The 14,975-nt window shown below is 73.3% G+C and carries 11 protein-coding genes and 1 pseudogene; 6 read left to right on the top strand and 6 right to left on the bottom strand.

What is annotated here, in order from left to right; genetic code table 11:
• The first annotated feature begins 6 nt into the window (after positions 1–6).
• Both KWI83_RS03080 and KWI83_RS03075 read left to right on the top strand, forming a co-directional pair.
• Positions 7–960: a hypothetical protein gene (locus tag KWI83_RS03080; RefSeq protein WP_218512639.1), complete on the top strand. Its 954-nt coding sequence runs from the start codon at positions 7–9 to the stop codon at positions 958–960.
• A 52-nt stretch (positions 961–1,012) separates the two neighbouring features.
• Positions 1,013–1,711: a peptidase E gene (locus KWI83_RS03075; protein ID WP_218512638.1), complete on the top strand. Its 699-nt coding sequence runs from the start codon at positions 1,013–1,015 to the stop codon at positions 1,709–1,711.
• 9 nt (positions 1,712–1,720) lie between these two features.
• Here KWI83_RS03075 and prcB read toward each other — a convergent pair whose 3' ends face one another.
• The 5 genes from prcB to KWI83_RS03050 all read right to left on the bottom strand — a co-directional run bounded on the left by prcB (position 1,721) and on the right by KWI83_RS03050 (position 8,134).
• Positions 1,721–2,575 carry a proteasome subunit beta gene (gene prcB / locus KWI83_RS03070; protein ID WP_218512637.1) on the bottom strand — a complete coding sequence of 285 codons (855 nt, stop codon included), beginning with the start codon at positions 2,573–2,575 and terminating at the stop codon, positions 1,721–1,723.
• A 443-nt stretch (positions 2,576–3,018) separates the two neighbouring features.
• Positions 3,019–4,464 carry a hypothetical protein gene (locus KWI83_RS03065; protein ID WP_256361619.1) on the bottom strand — a complete coding sequence of 482 codons (1,446 nt, stop codon included), beginning with the start codon at positions 4,462–4,464 and terminating at the stop codon, positions 3,019–3,021.
• A 107-nt stretch (positions 4,465–4,571) separates the two neighbouring features.
• Positions 4,572–6,914, bottom strand: coding sequence for a glycoside hydrolase family 65 protein (locus KWI83_RS03060; protein WP_218512636.1), 2,343 nt, complete (start codon positions 6,912–6,914; stop codon positions 4,572–4,574).
• A complete protein-coding gene (locus tag KWI83_RS03055; protein WP_218512635.1) occupies positions 6,911–7,651 on the bottom strand; it encodes an HAD family phosphatase in 741 nt (246 codons plus the stop codon). Before KWI83_RS03055 ends, KWI83_RS03060 begins: the two co-directional genes overlap by 4 nt.
• 87 nt (positions 7,652–7,738) lie before the next feature.
• Complete coding sequence (locus KWI83_RS03050) at positions 7,739–8,134, bottom strand: SgcJ/EcaC family oxidoreductase (RefSeq protein WP_218512634.1); 396 nt, start codon at positions 8,132–8,134, stop codon at positions 7,739–7,741.
• A gap of 96 nt (positions 8,135–8,230) precedes the next feature.
• Between KWI83_RS03050 and KWI83_RS03045 the strand changes: the two genes are divergently transcribed.
• The gene (locus KWI83_RS03045; protein ID WP_218512633.1) at positions 8,231–8,863 is read left to right on the top strand and encodes a nucleoside/nucleotide kinase family protein; all 633 of its coding nucleotides are present in this window, start codon (positions 8,231–8,233) and stop codon (positions 8,861–8,863) included.
• Here the strand turns inward: KWI83_RS03045 and KWI83_RS03040 are convergent.
• Positions 8,860–10,540, bottom strand: a pseudogene (locus KWI83_RS03040) (hypothetical protein). The gene KWI83_RS03045 and the pseudogene KWI83_RS03040 overlap by 4 nt on opposite strands.
• 267 nt (positions 10,541–10,807) lie before the next feature.
• Here KWI83_RS03040 and KWI83_RS03035 point away from each other — a divergent pair.
• The 3 genes from KWI83_RS03035 to KWI83_RS03025 all read left to right on the top strand — a co-directional run bounded on the left by KWI83_RS03035 (position 10,808) and on the right by KWI83_RS03025 (position 14,494).
• Positions 10,808–12,742, top strand: a complete 1,935-nt coding sequence (locus KWI83_RS03035; RefSeq protein ID WP_218512632.1) for a phosphatase PAP2 family protein — start codon at positions 10,808–10,810, stop codon at positions 12,740–12,742.
• A 139-nt stretch (positions 12,743–12,881) separates the two neighbouring features.
• Positions 12,882–13,805, top strand: a complete 924-nt coding sequence (locus KWI83_RS03030; RefSeq protein WP_218512631.1) for a MurR/RpiR family transcriptional regulator — start codon at positions 12,882–12,884, stop codon at positions 13,803–13,805.
• A gap of 308 nt (positions 13,806–14,113) precedes the next feature.
• Positions 14,114–14,494 carry a hypothetical protein gene (locus KWI83_RS03025; protein WP_218512630.1) on the top strand — a complete coding sequence of 127 codons (381 nt, stop codon included), beginning with the start codon at positions 14,114–14,116 and terminating at the stop codon, positions 14,492–14,494.
• The last annotated feature ends 481 nt before the right edge of the window (positions 14,495–14,975 follow it).

The following is a 14,975-nucleotide window of genomic DNA, read 5'->3' as shown; positions in this document are numbered from 1 at the left end:
ACCCCGATGGCGCGCGACCGCTTCGCCCCCGACTTCGACCCCGACTGCGGGGACGCGGACCTCACCGCGGCCCGCCACGACATCGTCATCGGCCGCTGGCAGGGGCTGCGCGAACTGCTGCGGTCCACCGGCCCCGACTGGCTCCTGCGGGGGCACCGGGTGCGGATGCTCGCGCAGGCCTGCGCGAGCAGTTCGGCGGTGGAGTCCTGGCTGGCCGCCGAACCGCACAGCGCCGACGCGCTGGTCCTGCGGGCCGCGACCGAGACGGCCCGGGCGTTCAACCTGGCCATCGCGGCGGGCCGGGGCGTGCCGATCGACCGGGAACGCATCGACAGCACGGTGCTGGCCTGCATGCGCGCCACAGAGGCGTACCCGGCGGACCCGACGCCGTGGACCTCGCTGATCTCCGTGGCCCGCCTGTACCCGCAGGGGGTACGCCGACGCGAACTGGCCCGCTGGTGGGACGAGTTGCACCAGCGCGACCCGTACAGCATGGAGGGCCACCTCCAGATCCTGCACTACTACTCCGCGCGCTGGCACGGCACCCACGGCCTGATGTACGACTTCGCCCGCGACGCCGCCGGAGTGGCCCCGCCCGGCTGCGCGCTGCCGGTGCTGGTGCAGTACGCCCGCGTCGAGGAGTTCCGCTACGCCCTGGACGCCGCGCGCGGCCACCGCTCCGCCGTCGGTCTCGGCCAGCACTGGGACCACGACGGCGCCGTCAGCGACGTACGCCGCACCTGGCAGCGCTGGATCCTCGAGCGCCCGGACACCCCGGTCACCCCGGTCGAGCTGCGCGACGTCAACTACCTGACACACGCCGCCTGTCACGCCGGAGCCTTCGACATCGCCGCCGAACTGCTCCGCGTGCTCGGCCGCCGGTGCACCCGGACTCCCTGGTCGTACACCGGGGACCCGGCGAAGGAGATCGCCAAGTGGCGGGGACAGCTGAGGGTGTGAGCACTGGCAGACTGGGTCTTCCCCCGACGTTCCCGTCCCGCGCCCGGGAGGCATGCTCGTGACCGCCGCTCCCCCTCGTCGTCTGGCGCTGCTCGGCGGAGGGTTCTCCACCGACGAGGACGGGCTGCTTGACGACTGGGTGCTCGGCCAGGTGCGCGCGTCCAGGCCGAGGGTGTGCTTCGTCCCCACCGCGAGCGGCGACGCGCTCGGCTACGTCGAGCGGTTCCTCGCCGCGTTCGGGCCCCGGCGGTGCGAGCCGTCCGTGCTGCCGCTGTTCCGGCGGGAGTCGGACGACTCCGCACTGCGCGAGTTCCTCCTCGGACAGGACGTGGTGTACGTCGGCGGCGGCAACACCGCCAACCTGCTGGCCGTCTGGCGCACACACGGCGTCGACCGGGTGCTCGCCGAGGCCTACGACCGCGGGACTCTGCTGTGCGGGATCAGCGCCGGCGCCAACTGCTGGGCCGAGGGCTCCCACACCGACTCGTTCGGCCCGCTCACCTCTCTGCCGGACGGGCTGGGTCTGCTCCCCGGGTCGGTCTGCCCGCACTACGACAGCGAGCCCGGCCGCCGTCCCTCGTACCGGGCGGCCGTGGCGGCCGGTGCGCTGCCCGCCGGGTGGGGTGTGGACGACGGAGTGGGGGCGTTGTTCAGGGAGGGTACGCCGGGCGCCCGGCTGTACCGGGTGGAGCCGGACGGTCGGGGTGAGGCGGTGGAGCGGGGCGTGACACCTCGGCGGCTCGCTCACTGAACCCCGCTGTCAGGGCGCCGCGTTGGGCCCGTCGGGGCGGGTGCGGCGTTGTTCGACCATCTCGTGGGCCAGTTCCCCCGTCTCCTGCGCGGGCAGGCGTTCGAAGCCGTCCTCGGTGATGACGGAGACGACCGGGAAGATGCGGCGGCTGAGGTCCGGGCCGCCGGTCGCGGAGTCGTCGTCGGCCGCGTCGTACAGGGCCTGCAGGGCGGCCAGGGCGGCCTCGCGCCGGGACATGCCCGGGCGGAACAGCTTCTTCAACGCGCCCCGCGCGTACGGCGAGCCGGAGCCCTCGGCGTGGAAGTCCGACTTCTCGTACGCGCCGCCGGCGACGTCGAAGCCGAAGATGCGGCCCCGCGCGCGCCCGGCGCCCCTGACGTCGTAACCGGCGAGGAGCGGCACGACGGCGAGGCCCTGCATGGCTTGACCGAGGTTCTGCCGGATCATGCCGGCCAGCCGGGTCGCCTTCGCGCTGAAGGTCATCGGGGTGCCCTCGATCTTCTCGAAGTGCGTCAGCTCGACCTGGTACAGCTTCACCATGTCCACGGCGAGCCCGACGCTGCCGGCGAAGGCGACGGCGGTGTGGTCGTCCGCGGGGTGCACCTTCTCCAGGTCCCGCTGGGAGATGACGTTGCCCATGGTGGCCCTGCGGTCCCCGGCGATCAGCACGCCGTCCCGGTAGGCGAGTGCCAGCACGGTGGTGCCGTGCGGGAACCGGCCGTCGGCCGCGCGGACGCCGTCGGGAAGGGGGCGGCGCATGGGCAGCAACTCCGGGCGGTGCGCCGCGAGGAACTCCGTGAAGGACGAGCTGCCGGGGACGCGGAACTCGTCCCCCAGTCGTCCGGCGCTGTCATGTCCTGCCATGCCACTCCCCCTCGTCCGAGCCGACTTCCGGAGTCCTACCTGAGGTGGGCACGGCGAAAACGCCCCGGCCGGGTCACAGTGGCGTGGACCGCCGGATGTCCGCCGGCCGCGACGTGAGGGGCGGCCGGGTATGCGCCGGGGACGTGCGGTAACCGCAGGACACCGGGGCAGGCCGGAGCGTGTACGGCGATCAGGGCGCCGCGCACCAGTCCGCGCGCCCTGGCCTTGACCGCGAGCGTGGCCGCCCAGCGGGCCGCTGCGCGCCCCAACGCATGAGGAAGCGCGGGTTCACCGCACCCGCGCCAAGTCCGGCGGGCAGCCCATGCGCAACCGCTGCCCTGCTGGCGAGCACCGCACACGACCGGGTCGCGGCGACAGTGGTGGCGCCGGGCAGGACGGCGCGGGTGAGGAGGGCCTGCCACTGGGGCAGGGCCGGTGGGGCGTCACGTCGCTCCGCCACTGCGGGCCGCCGGTGCGACGTACACCCGGAGCCCGTCGAGGCGGTGCACGGTCCAGTCACGGGCGTAGGCCGGTGGGCGGCCGTCGGCTGTGGTCAGGGCGGCGACGGGGATACGGCGGGCGCTGCTCAGGATCTCCGCCTCGGTGGTGTTGGCGTTGTGGCCGCGGACCGCGCCGGAGGAGCAGCCGGTGTAGTACGCGAGGGGGATGGCCTGGTGGCCGGTGAGCAGGCAGGGCGGGCGCACGCCGAGGTGGTGCAGTCGGTCGGCGGTGCGCGCCCAGTCCTCGCGGTCGGCGACGGTGCGCTGCGCGGTGCGGTCCAGGACGACGTACTGCACCGCCAGATGGCCGACCAGCCCGAGCGCGACCAGTGTCGCCGCCACGGGCCGCCATCGGCCGTCCGGTGCGGTGACCTGGTGCCACAGCGCGTCGGCGATGGGCAGGGCGAGGAGGGCGTAGGCGGGCAGCAGGAAGCGGGGCGCCGCGTACTCGATCAGGAAGAGGTAGGGGACGGCGGCCGTCGTGGCGCAGGCCAGGGCGACGAGGGTGGTTCTGGTGCGGCCGGCGCGGATCGCGATCACGAGGCCGAGCGCGGCGAGGAGCGGGAGGGCGTACCACCACAGGGTGATGACCGGGTGGGGCATCGGGGCGGTGCACGGACGGCACAGGGTGCGGCCGACCAGGCTGCGCAGCTGGTCGTCGACGGCGAAGTTCAGGCCGAGTCCGCCCTGGATGCGGGAGCCCTCGGCGAGGCGCTCGCCCAGGCCGCCGTAGCTGACGTACGCCTCGACGATCCACTGCGCTGCCCCGACCGCGAGGCCCGCCAGCAGTGCCGCGAGGGCCCGCCACCGCCGTACGCACACGCCGAGGACGAGCAGCGGAACGGTCACCCACACCGCGTCCGTGGGCCGCATCAACGCCATCAGCGCGGCGCTCGCGCCGATCCCCCACAACGCCGCTCCCCCGGCCCGCAGGAAACAGCCGACGCAGATGAGCGCGCCGACCGCCACCCAGTAGTTGGGCATGGCCTGCGGGGCGTAGAAGAGCGTCACCCACAGGGTGCCGAACAGGGCGCCGGCGGTGGCCAGGACGCGGGGCGGGAACAGGCCGCGCCAGGAGCGCAGGGCGAGGTAGAGGCCGAGCCCGGCGAGGAGGGCGAGGTAGACGCGGAGCAGGGCGGTGGACGTCGACCAGGACGCGATCGGCGCCACCAGCAGGGAGACGCCCCGGGCGCGGGGTGCGCTGAAGAAGGCGGCGGGAGCCTGGTCGCCGACCTGGCTGACGTACACCGTCTCGTCCCAGCCGAGGCCCATGCCGGGTGGGACCAGCAGGAGTTGCGCCACGGTGAAGGCGCCCGCCACCAGCGCCGGGGCGCCCGGCGAGCCGAGGCGCGGCGTTCCGACACGGGTGACCCTCGTACTGTCGGCCATGGTCCGGCCCCTCCCCCAAGTTCACCGGGTTGCTGAAACCCCCCACCATCCATGAACTACGGGCGAATTCATGGAAAACAGCAAGAACCCTAGCTCACGGGAGCGGCTCAGCGGGCGTTCGGTGCGCGGTGCGGGGGTTGTTCCGGGGCCGGGCGCGTGGGCGTCGGGGGGACCGTGCGCACGGCGGGGCTTTCGGGGCTGACGCTCAGGGGCTCGCCGTGGTGACTGATCGCCAGGGGCGGGCCGGAGAGCAGGGTGTACGTGGCCTTGTCGGGGGTGATCTCCACGCACAGGCGGCGGTCGAGGAGCTGGATCGTGAAGGCCAGCCTGCTGAACTGTTCGGGCAGGCGGGGCGCGAAGCGCAGGGTGTCACCGTCGTGGCGCATCCCGCCGAAACCGGCGACCAGGGCCATCCACGTACCGGCCAGCGACGCGATGTGCAGTCCGTCGCGGGTGTTCTGCTGCAGGTCGGCCAGGTCCATCAGGGCCGCCTCGACGGTGTAGTCGTAGGCGAGGCCCAGGTGACCCGCCTGGGCGGCGATGACGGCCTGGACGCAGGCCGAGAGCGAGGAGTCCCGCACCGTCAGCGGCTCGTAGTAGGCGAAGTTGCGGGCGATGTGCTCGTCGTCGAAGTGGCTTCCGCAGGTGTACATCGCCAGGACCAGGTCGGCCTGCTTGACGACCTGCTTGCGGTACAGGTCGAAGTAGGGGAAGTGCAGCATCAGCGGGAACCGGTCGGGGCCGGTGGCCGCGAAGTCCCAGCGCTGGTAGCGGGTGAAGCCCGCGTGCTGCTCGTGCACGCCGAGGTCGTCGTTGTACGGGATGTGCATGGCGGCGGCCGCGTCCCGCCAGGCGGCGCTCTCCTCGGCGTCCACGTCCAGCCGCGCGGCCTGTTCCGGGTGGCGTTCGACGGCGTCGGCGGCGGCCAGCAGGTTCGCCCGGGCCATGAGGTTGGTGTACGTGTTGTCGTCGGCGACGGCGCTGTACTCGTCCGGGCCGGTGACACCGTCGATGTGGAAGGCGCCGTGGTGGTCGTGGTGGCCGAGCGAGCGCCACAGCCGGGCGGTCTCCACCAGCAGTTCCACGCCGGTGTCCCGCTCGAAGTCGTGGTCGCCGGTGGCCGCCACGTACCGGACCACGGCGTCGGCGGTGTCGGCGTTGATGTGGAAGGCGGCGGTACCGGCGGGCCAGTATGCCGAGCCCTCCGAGCCGTCGATCGTCCGCCAGGGGAACGCCGCCCCGCGCAGGCCGAGTTGGGCGGCGCGTTCGCGGGCGGCGGGCAGGGTGTTCTGCCGCCAGCGCAGCGCCTCGGCGACGGCACCGGGCGAGGTGTGGGTCAGCAGGGGCAGCACGAAGGTCTCGGTGTCCCAGAAGGCGTGGCCGTCGTAGCCGGACCCGGTCAGTCCCTTCGCCGGGATCGCCCGGCCCTCCGCGCGGGCGCCCGCCTGCAGGACGTGGAAGAGGGCGAAGCGGACCGCCTGCTGGATCGCCTCGTCGCCGTCGACCTCGACGTCGGCCCGCGCCCAGAAGTCGTCCAGGTAGGCCCGCTGTTCGTCGAGCAGCCCCTGCCAGCCGCTGTGTGCGGCCGCCGCGAGCGCCGCCTCGACCTGGTCGCTCATCGCGGGCCGGGAGCGGACGCCGGACCAGCCGTGCGCGACCAGCTTCTCCAGCCGCAGCCGCTCGCCGGGGCCGAGCACGGAGGTGACGGTCAGGCGGGCCACGTCCACGTTGCTCTCGCCGCTCGTGGTCGTCCGCTCGGGGCCGGTCACGACGTGGTCGGCGGCCACGGCGACGCGCAGGCCGCTGCGCCGGGTGCGGTGCACGAGGCGCAGCCGGGGGCCGTCGGCGAAGTCCTCCTCCTGCTCCAGCGGCGACTTCAGCGCCCGGGCGGCACGCGGGTCGCCGTTCGGCTCGGGCAGGCTCTCGTTGGCGACCAGCTCCGACTGGATCACCACGCGTGTACGGCGGTCGACGGGTTCCACCTCGTACGCCACGGCGGCGATCGCCCGCTGTGTGAGCGACACCAGCCGCGTCGAGCGCACCCGGACCGTCGAACCGGCCGGTGAGGTCCACTCGCAGACCCGCTCCAGGACACCCCGGCGCAGATCCAGCGTGCGCTCGTGCGCGACGAGCCGCCCGTAGCGCAGGTCGAACGGCTCGTCGTCGACCAGCAGCCGGACGACCTTGCCGTTCGTGACGTTGATGACCGTCTGACCGGACTCCGGATAGCCGTACCCGGCCTCGGCGTACGGCAGCGGATGCAGCTCGTGCACCCCGTTGAGGTACGAGCCGGGCAGGCCGTGCGGCTCGCCCTCGTCGAGGTTGCCGCGCCAGCCGACATGGCCGTTGGACAGCGCGAACACGGACTCGCTCTGTGCCAGCACGTCCAGCTTGAGGTCCGTCTCCCGTACGGTCCACGGCTCGACGGCGTACGCCCCCTGTGCGATCACTCCTTGCCCCCCAGTTCGGCGAGATCCTGTACGACCCGGTCCGCGCCGTGCGCGTACAGGGCCTTCGCCTGTCCGGCGCGGTCGACGCCGACGACGTGACCGAAGTCGCCCGCGCGCCCCGCGTCCATGCCGGCCAGCGCGTCCTCGAACACGGCCGCCTGCCGCGCCTCGACGCCGAGGTCGCGGGCGGCGGCCAGGAAGGTGTCCGGTCGCGGCTTCCCGGGCAACCTGCGTTCGGCCGCCACGACGCCGTCGATGCGTACGTCGAACAGGTCCTCGGCGCCGATCGCGCGCAGCACGTCGCGGCAGTTGGCGCTGGACGAGACGATCGCGGTGCGCAGGCCCTGGGCGCGCACCGCCGCGATGTAGCGCAGGGTGCCGTCGTAGGCCTCGACGCCGCCGGTGCGGATCCTCTCCAGGAGGAGGTCGTTCTTGCGGTTGCCGACGCCGTGCACGGTCGCGGCGTCGGGCGGGTCGCCGGGGCCGCCTTCGGGCAGGTGGATGCCGCGGGCGGCGAGGAAGGTGCGCACGCCGTCCGCGCGGGGGCGGCCGTCGACGTACTCGTCGTAGTCGGCGACGGGGTCGAACGGCCGGAAGTCGGCGCCCTCCCGCTCGCGCAGGAAGGCGTCGAAGGTCTCCTTCCAGGCGGCGGCGTGGACCACGGCCGTCTTGGTGACGACCCCGTCGAGGTCGAAGAGGCAGGCCAGGATTTCTTCGGGAAGACCGAGCTCCGTCATACAGGACCGGTTCCCCGCACGGCGGGGTCCAGTGGGTGGCGGAGGCCACACGGGACGTTTCCCCGCCGAACGACGGCCGTACGACGGTCAGTCAAGTGGGAACGAGTGGTGCTCGTGCGCGACCCGCCAGCGGCCGTCCTCCTTGCGCAGGCCGATGGTCAGCCGCAGGCGCAGGGTGGGCTGCGCGGCGAGTTCCTTGGGCGTGCCGCAGCGCAGCAGGGCGTGCGCGTAGGCCACGTCGGTGCCCGCGGTGACGTCCAGGGACTCGATCTCGAAGGAGGCGCCCTGGGACTGCCACTCGAAGAACGGCGGCCAGCTCTCACGGTAGGCGTCGATCCCGCGGACGCCCTCGTGCGGCGGCGGCACGTCGAACATGACGATGTCCTCGGTGTGGTCCGCGAGGACGCCGTCGAGGTCTCCGCGGTGAACGGCTTCGGCCCACCGGGTGATGAGGTCGCGGATCCGGGTCTCGTCGTCGGACATGTCCGTGGCTCCCTTCCGACTGGTCTCTCCTGCTTGGTCCGACTCCGCCCGGAGCCGGAACTCATCGCCCGTCGGCCGGGTGACACACTCTGCTGTGTGCCGGTGACCTTCGACGACCTCCTCGCCCGCGCCCGTGCCCTCACGGCGGACGGCCACCGGGCCGTGCTCGGCATCACCGGCGGCCCCGGCGCGGGCAAGACGACCCTCGCCGAACGCCTGGTGCGGGTACTGAACGACACCGTCCGGCCCTGGGTCGCGCACGTCCCCATGGACGGCTTCCACCTCGCCGACATCGAACTGGACCGGCTGGGCCGCCGCGAGCGCAAGGGCGCGCCCGACACCTTCGACGCGGCCGGGTACGCGGCCCTGCTGCGGCGGCTGCACGAGGACGGTGACGACGTGGTGTACGCGCCCGGATTCGAGCGTGTCCTGGAGCAGCCGATCGCGGGCGCGATCCCGGTCCCGCCGACCGCCCGGCTGATCGTGACCGAGGGCAACTACCTGCTGCTCGACTCGGGCGCGTGGGCGCGTGTCCGGCCGCAGCTGGACGAGGTGTGGTTCTGCGAGCTGCCCGAGCCTGAGCGGATCCGCCGCCTCGTCGCCCGGCACGAGGAGTTCGGCAAGGGCCACGAGGAGGCGGTGGCGTGGGTGCTGGGGACGGACCAGCGCAACGCCGAGCTGGTGGCCACGACCCGGGACCGTGCGGACCTGGTCGTGGCCACGGGCTAGGACGGCTCCAGCGTCAGCTCCGGTTCGCCGTGGGCGTCGCCCGCCGCGTCGCCGATCAGGGCCGTGAAGGCCTCGGTGCACGCCGTCAGACCGCGCGGGCAGGGCTCGAAGGCCGGAGCGAACGGGGTCGCGTCGCCAAAGCGCACGGCGAAGACATGCAGGTCCGCCGGTGCCCCTGGGGCCGGGTCCGCCTCCAGGGCGGTGGAGGAGACCAGGTGCCGCCAGCTCTCGTCCGGGTTGCCGAAGACACGCGGGTCGGCGGCGAGCGCGAACGCCGCCTGCTCCTGGGTGGTCTCGGCGCGGGCGTCGAAGTGGTCGGTGCCCGGCAGCGGCGGATGAGTCAGCCGCAGCGCACCGGCGCAGGACACGTGGGCCGCTTGTGCGGTCCTGCGCACCCGGTCGCCGTCGTCCGCCGCGTACGGCATTCCGGCCAGCAGATACGGCGTCCCGGCCAGCCGCTGCACGGCGACCGTCACCCACAGACGCGTGCCGTCGGTGACGTACAGGGACCGCACATGGCGCAGGACGTGCGCGCGGTCCACGACCGGCTGGGTGACCAGCTTGCCGGTGAGGCCGCCGGTGCGGAGGTCGCGGACGCGGACCTCGCCGAAGGGGCGGCACAGCAGGAAACCGTCCGTCACCGGGCCGAAGCCGTGCCGGCGGTGGACGGCGGCGGGGAGGTAGTAGGTGCCCGCCGCCTCGATCAGTGACGGGGTCATCCGGTCGTCGAACGCCACCGAGACGCCGCCCGCGCGCAGTTGGTGGCGGGCCGGGGTCGTCGAGGGCGTGCGGTGCCAGCCCGGGGTGTCCTGGATCTGCCAGACGAGCATGAAGGCGAAGTGGCCGTCGAGGCCGCCGTCGGGCTGTGCCGCGTGCCGGGCCCAGCGGGTGTCGCCCCGGTAGCGGCCCAGGTCGGCACCGATGCGGCGGCCGAAGTGGCGCAGGCCCAGGACCGCCTCGAAGCCGCAGTGCTGTTCGCTGTAGCGGGGCCCGCCGATGTCGAACCCGCCGTTGGTCAGGCGGGCGTCGAGATAGCGGGCGAGCATGTCACCGTCCTCGGCGAAGACCTCCTCGCCGCTGACCCGGTGGGCCTGGGCGAGGAAGGACAGGGAGATCGGGCCGTAGTTGTTGTCGTACGCCCCTCCGTGCTCGGGGGGCAGCAGGGCGCCCCGGTCGCGGATCCGGCGGGCGCGGATCTCGTGGTCGTACAGGCGCATGGCGCGGAGCCGGACCGCCTTGCCCTCTCCGGCCGGGAGGTGGCGGGCCAGCATCAGGCCGCCGACGACGCAGGCGATCGCCTGGTTACCGGCCCGCTGCGGGTTGAAGAAGGTGGCCTCGGTCAGCCAGTGCCAGTAGCCGTGGGCCAACTCCCGCAGCTCGCGGACTGGTTCGCCGTCGAGGAGGCCGTCCGCCGCGTCCAGCACGTTGACCGGCGAGGCTGCGGTGCACCGCCTCCGGCAGGCGGGGGTCCCGGCCGAGCTGCCAGGCGAGCGCGAGCAGGGAGGTGACGCCGAGGGAGGTGTCGCCGACGTCGAGGACGGCGGCGGGGTGTTCGAGGTTGCCGTCGGGCGTGATGCGCGCGAGGGCCTGCTCGGTGACAGCGGCGAGGACGGCGTCGTAGGCCTCGGGGGTGTCCGGCAGATCGTGCAACGGACGGCGCTGGTAAGGGAGATGCACGTCGGTCAGCTTTTCCGCGCGGCCGCCTCCGCGAACGTGGGACCGAGTACGACCGCACCTATCCGCACAGCGGACATCAACGTCCGCCAGGGGGAACGAACGCGTCCGCACAGAGATCACCAGATCTCGTTCACCCGCAGGACATGCCGCCGTCGCCGGACCCTCCCCGGGCCGACACAACTCGCCCGTAGATCTTCGCTGGCACGCCTTACGGGCCTCCCCCGTCGCCACCGCGCCCACCCACCTGAACTCCAGAGAGGCACTCTCATGCCGTCACCAGCCGGACACCCGTCCACCGCGTCGGCGGGTCAGCTCGCCCTCGACCGCCGGGGTTTCCTCAGGACCTCGCTGGGCACCTCCGCGGGGCTGCTCGCCGCCCCGACCTTCGCCGGCTGGCTGGCCGCCGCGGACGCCAAGGCCGCCACCCCGCTCGCCGCGTTCGTCGACGACTACAAGAGCAACGTCACCGCGAACCGGACGCCCGAGACCAACGCCGTGGTGCGGATCCTCGGCGGGATGGCCGAGGTGTGGAAGACCGGTGACGCCTGGAACACCGGCACACCGCTGCGACCCGAGGTGCTGCGCGCCAACATGCGCTACTGCGCCCGGATCACGGCCGGGCGCACACCGGAGCAGGCCAAGCAGGCGTTCATCGTCGACCGGCAGCACCAGAGCTACGCGATGATCGCGGGTCTCGGCCCGCTGGCCGACCTGTACCGGGAGGGCGCCAAGGCGGTCACCTCGATCACCAGCGCCCCGGACGGCACGCCGGCCACCAAGATCAGCGACGCGGTTCCGGCCGACGCGCCCGCCGGATCGGCGCTCGGCGCGGGCTCGACCACCTCGGAGCTGGGCAAGGTGGCCGAGCTGGTCAACACGGTGCGCGGCCCGTTCGCCTCCAGCAACCCCGCCAAGTCCACGTTCCAGTACCCGCGCCCGTGGCGCCTGAACGAGGACAGCGAGGTCGTCGACACCGGGCGGACGGACGCGCTCGGCTACCCGGTGTACGACTCCGAGGTGATCGTCGCCCCGCAGCTGCTGCGCCAGCGCAGCACCAGCCCCGCCGACGACGGCGGCTTCCCCAGCGGTCACGCCAACGCCCTGCACCTGGCGTGCCTGGCGTTCGCCTACGCGATACCCGAGCGGTTCCAGGAGCTGGTGACGCACGCCTTCGCGCTCGCCCACACCCGGATCGTGGCCGGTATGCACTCCCCCGTCGACGTCATCGGCGGCCGCGTCATGTCCACCGCCCTGGCGGCGGCCGCGCTGGCCGACCCGGCGAACGCGGAGCTGAAGGCCGCGGCGCGCGCCCAGGCCCTCGCCTACTTCCGGGCGCGGACCGGCACCACGGCCGACACCCTGTACGCCTACGCGCACTCGGCCGACACCGACTCCGACCCGTACGCGGACCGGACCGCCAACGCGCGTTCCGTGCGGCCCCGGTTGACGTACATCCTGACCCGGCACGGCCGCGGCAAGCCGATGACCGTACCCAAGGGCGCGGAGGTGCTGCTGGAGACGCGGCTGCCGTATCTGACCGCCGAGCAGCGCCGCGAGGTGCTGCGCACGACCGCGCTGCCCTCGGGGTACGTGCTGCTGGACGGCTTCGAGCAGTGGGGCCGGCTCAACCTGTTCGCCGCGGCGGACGGTTACGGCGCCTTCGACTCCGACGTGACGGTCACGCTGGACGCGGCGGCCGGCGGCTTCGGCGCGGCCGACGCCTGGCGCAACGACATCGACGGGCGGGGCGGGCTGACCAAGCGGGGCACCGGCACGCTGACCCTGACGGGCCACAACAAGTACACCGGCGGCACCGAGGTCGCGGGCGGTGTGCTGGTGGCCGGTTCGGGCCACGCGCTGGGCCACGGTGACGTGCGGGTGACCGGCGGCACGCTGAGGCTCACCAAGTCGGTGCAGGTGCACGGCACCTACGCCCAGGAGTCCGGCACGCTGGAGGTGACCCTGCGCTCGGGCAAGGAGCCCGTGCTGGAGGTGACGCGGCGGGCGATGCTCGGCCGGGGCAGCACGCTGTCCCTGCGGCTCGACGCGGACAAGCCCCCGGCCGCGGGGAGGACGGTCCGCGTGCTGGACGCGCCGGTGCTGCGCGGCCAGTTCGACCGGGTCGAGCTGGACTCCGACACGGTGCGGGCCGTGCCCGTGTACACCGCGCGCGGTCTGTCGGTGCGGCTGCTGAAGCGGTGACGCCCGGCCGGTGCGGCAGCGGGGGTGTCGCCCCGGCTCCCGCACCGGCTCCGGCCGCCCCCGTGATCGGTGTGCGCCCCTGGTCGCCACGGTGCGTGAGCTATGTTGAAGCTCCGTGGGAAGCAAAGGAGGCGCACCGGTGCCATCGCCGCAGCAGGCACGCGCACAGGCGTCCGCGATCACCTCGGGGAAGACCGCACCGGAGGCGGAGGCCGCCCCTACTTCCCAGCTCAGGGCGCTTTTCGACCAGCCCAGACTGTCGCCGGGGCAGCGGCGCATCGCGCAGTACCTGATCGAGCACCTCACCGAGGCGGCGTTCCTGTCGATCACCGAGCTGGCCGACCGGGCCGGGGTCAGCCAGCCGTCGGTGACGCGTTTCGCCGCCGCGGTCGGCTTCAGCGGTTACCCCGCGCTACGGGAGAAGCTCCAGTCCATCGCCCTCGGCGCGCTGGCCGGTGGCCACGCGACCGCCGAGGAGGACCGCGGCAACGAACTCCAGGCGGCGGTGGACGCCGAGATCGAGAACCTGGAGAACCTGCGCCGCGACTTCGCCGACCCCGACCAGGTCATCGATGTCGGTCGGCAGCTGTCGGCGTCGGCCCCGCTGACGGTCCTGGGTCTGCGCATCTCCGCCTCGCTCGCCGAGTACTTCGCGTACGCCGCGCGGCGCATCCACCCCGACGTACGGCTGGTGACGCGGGGCGGCAGCGTCGCCTACGACGCGCTGCTGCAGTCCCGCGAGGCCGGCGGCACCTGGGTGCTGGCGTTCTCGATGCCCCGGCACGCCCACGAGACCCTCGCCGCGGTACGCCTCGCGCGGGGCGCCGGGCTGCGCGTCGCCCTGATCACCGACCTGGCGCTCGGACCGGTCGCCGACGAGGCCGACGTCACCCTCGCCACCGGCACGGGCTCCCGGCTGGTCTTCGACTCCTACGCCGCGCCCGGTGTGATGGCGGCCGCGCTGCTCCAGGCCATGACGGACGCCGACCCCGAACGCACCCAGGCCCGGCTGGAGGCGTACGAGCAGGTCTCCGACCAGCACCAGTTCTTCCTGCGCGACTGAGCCCCCCTCTTGCCCGAGCGGCATTACAAAGGGACCTTTCATTTCAAAGCACGCATGAATGTTTTCATACGTCTTGCAAAGTGATCGGCATATATAAATACTGCTCGCGGATCCGCACCGTCCGAGAGAGCCGACCATCTGCCCATGCACTGGCCTGCTTTCCAGGGCGCCCGCACGAACACCCGAAGCCGATGACCCCTACCCGCGTCGGTGCCCTGGGTGTTCGGTCGGGGCGGCCCCGGTCATCCCCTAGGCCGGGGCCGCCCCACCACCGCGGACCACCGCCGCACCGCAGCACACCGGAAGCGATGATCATGCCCCTGACGTCCCCGCGCACCAGCCCGGACTGGCCGTGCCAGGTCAAGACCCCCGGCAGCTACGACTGGGAGCGGTCGGCGGCCAAGTGGCTGCGCGAGCTGGTACCGGCACGGTACGCCGGCTATCCCGCGCTGATCCGCCACCCCGTGCTGCTCGCCCGGCACGCGCAGATCCAGGTCCAGCACGAGATCCGGGTCGCCCGCACCGCCCTGCAGACCGCCCGCGCCGACCTGCCGCGGCTCGGCATGCCGGAGTCGGTCATCGAGCACACGATCAAGCTGTACGCCGCCGAGGTGCTGCAACTGCAGCACATCGCGCGCAGCGTACGCGCGGTGACCGACGCGCTGGTGGAGCGCAACTCGGGGCGCTGAGGGGCAGTCCCAGACGACCTTCGCAGCGCGCCGGGCTCGATCGGGGGCGGCGACGCACGGGCCTTGCCGCGCGCTGCCCGAGCGACGGCCCCGTGGGCACCTCCCTGGGCAGCCCCCCAGACCACGGCACGCCCACCCGAGGCGGCCCCCAGTCCGTAGCGTGCGCCCGAGGGCGCGCCCAAGACCGGCACACACGAAAGGCCACCGCGATCCCGGCACGGACTTACCCGAGCGCGGCCCCGTCGCACCCCCACCCAAGGCGGTCCCCCACGCCCTGCCCTGCACCCGAGAAGGCCAAGACCGGCACACACGAAAGGCCACCGCGATCCCGGCAAGGGCTTGCCCGAGCGCGGCCCCGCGGGCTGTCCGCCCACGTCCGAGGCAGCGCCGGGTCCGGGCCTGCGCCGCTTTGGGGTCGGCCCGCGTCGGGCGGTCCCTGTCCTCGCTCGCCATGACCGGCCATGGCCACGGCTTGCACTTT

It is taken from the genome of Streptomyces sp. TRM70350, assembly GCF_019219825.1.
Classification (GTDB): Bacteria; Actinomycetota; Actinomycetes; order Streptomycetales; family Streptomycetaceae; genus Streptomyces.
Note: the sequence above shows the minus strand (reverse complement) of the source record. Positions and strands in the feature narration are given on the sequence as shown.

Bases quoted from the DNA above. Each gene is read 5' to 3' on its own strand.
- prcB (WP_218512637.1), bottom strand. From the start codon at position 2,575: ATGGCAGGACATGACAGCGCCGGACGACTGGGGGACGAGTTCCGCGTC.
- KWI83_RS03075 (WP_218512638.1), top strand. From the start codon at position 1,013: ATGCTCGTGACCGCCGCTCCCCCTCGTCGTCTGGCGCTGCTCGGCGGA.
- KWI83_RS03025 (WP_218512630.1), top strand. From the start codon at position 14,114: ATGATCATGCCCCTGACGTCCCCGCGCACCAGCCCGGACTGGCCGTGC.
- KWI83_RS03065 (WP_256361619.1), bottom strand. From the start codon at position 4,464: ATGGCCGACAGTACGAGGGTCACCCGTGTCGGAACGCCGCGCCTCGGC.
- KWI83_RS03080 (WP_218512639.1), top strand. From the start codon at position 7: ATGGCGCGCGACCGCTTCGCCCCCGACTTCGACCCCGACTGCGGGGAC.
- KWI83_RS03035 (WP_218512632.1), top strand. From the start codon at position 10,808: ATGCCGTCACCAGCCGGACACCCGTCCACCGCGTCGGCGGGTCAGCTC.
- KWI83_RS03050 (WP_218512634.1), bottom strand. From the start codon at position 8,134: ATGTCCGACGACGAGACCCGGATCCGCGACCTCATCACCCGGTGGGCC.
- KWI83_RS03055 (WP_218512635.1), bottom strand. From the start codon at position 7,651: ATGACGGAGCTCGGTCTTCCCGAAGAAATCCTGGCCTGCCTCTTCGAC.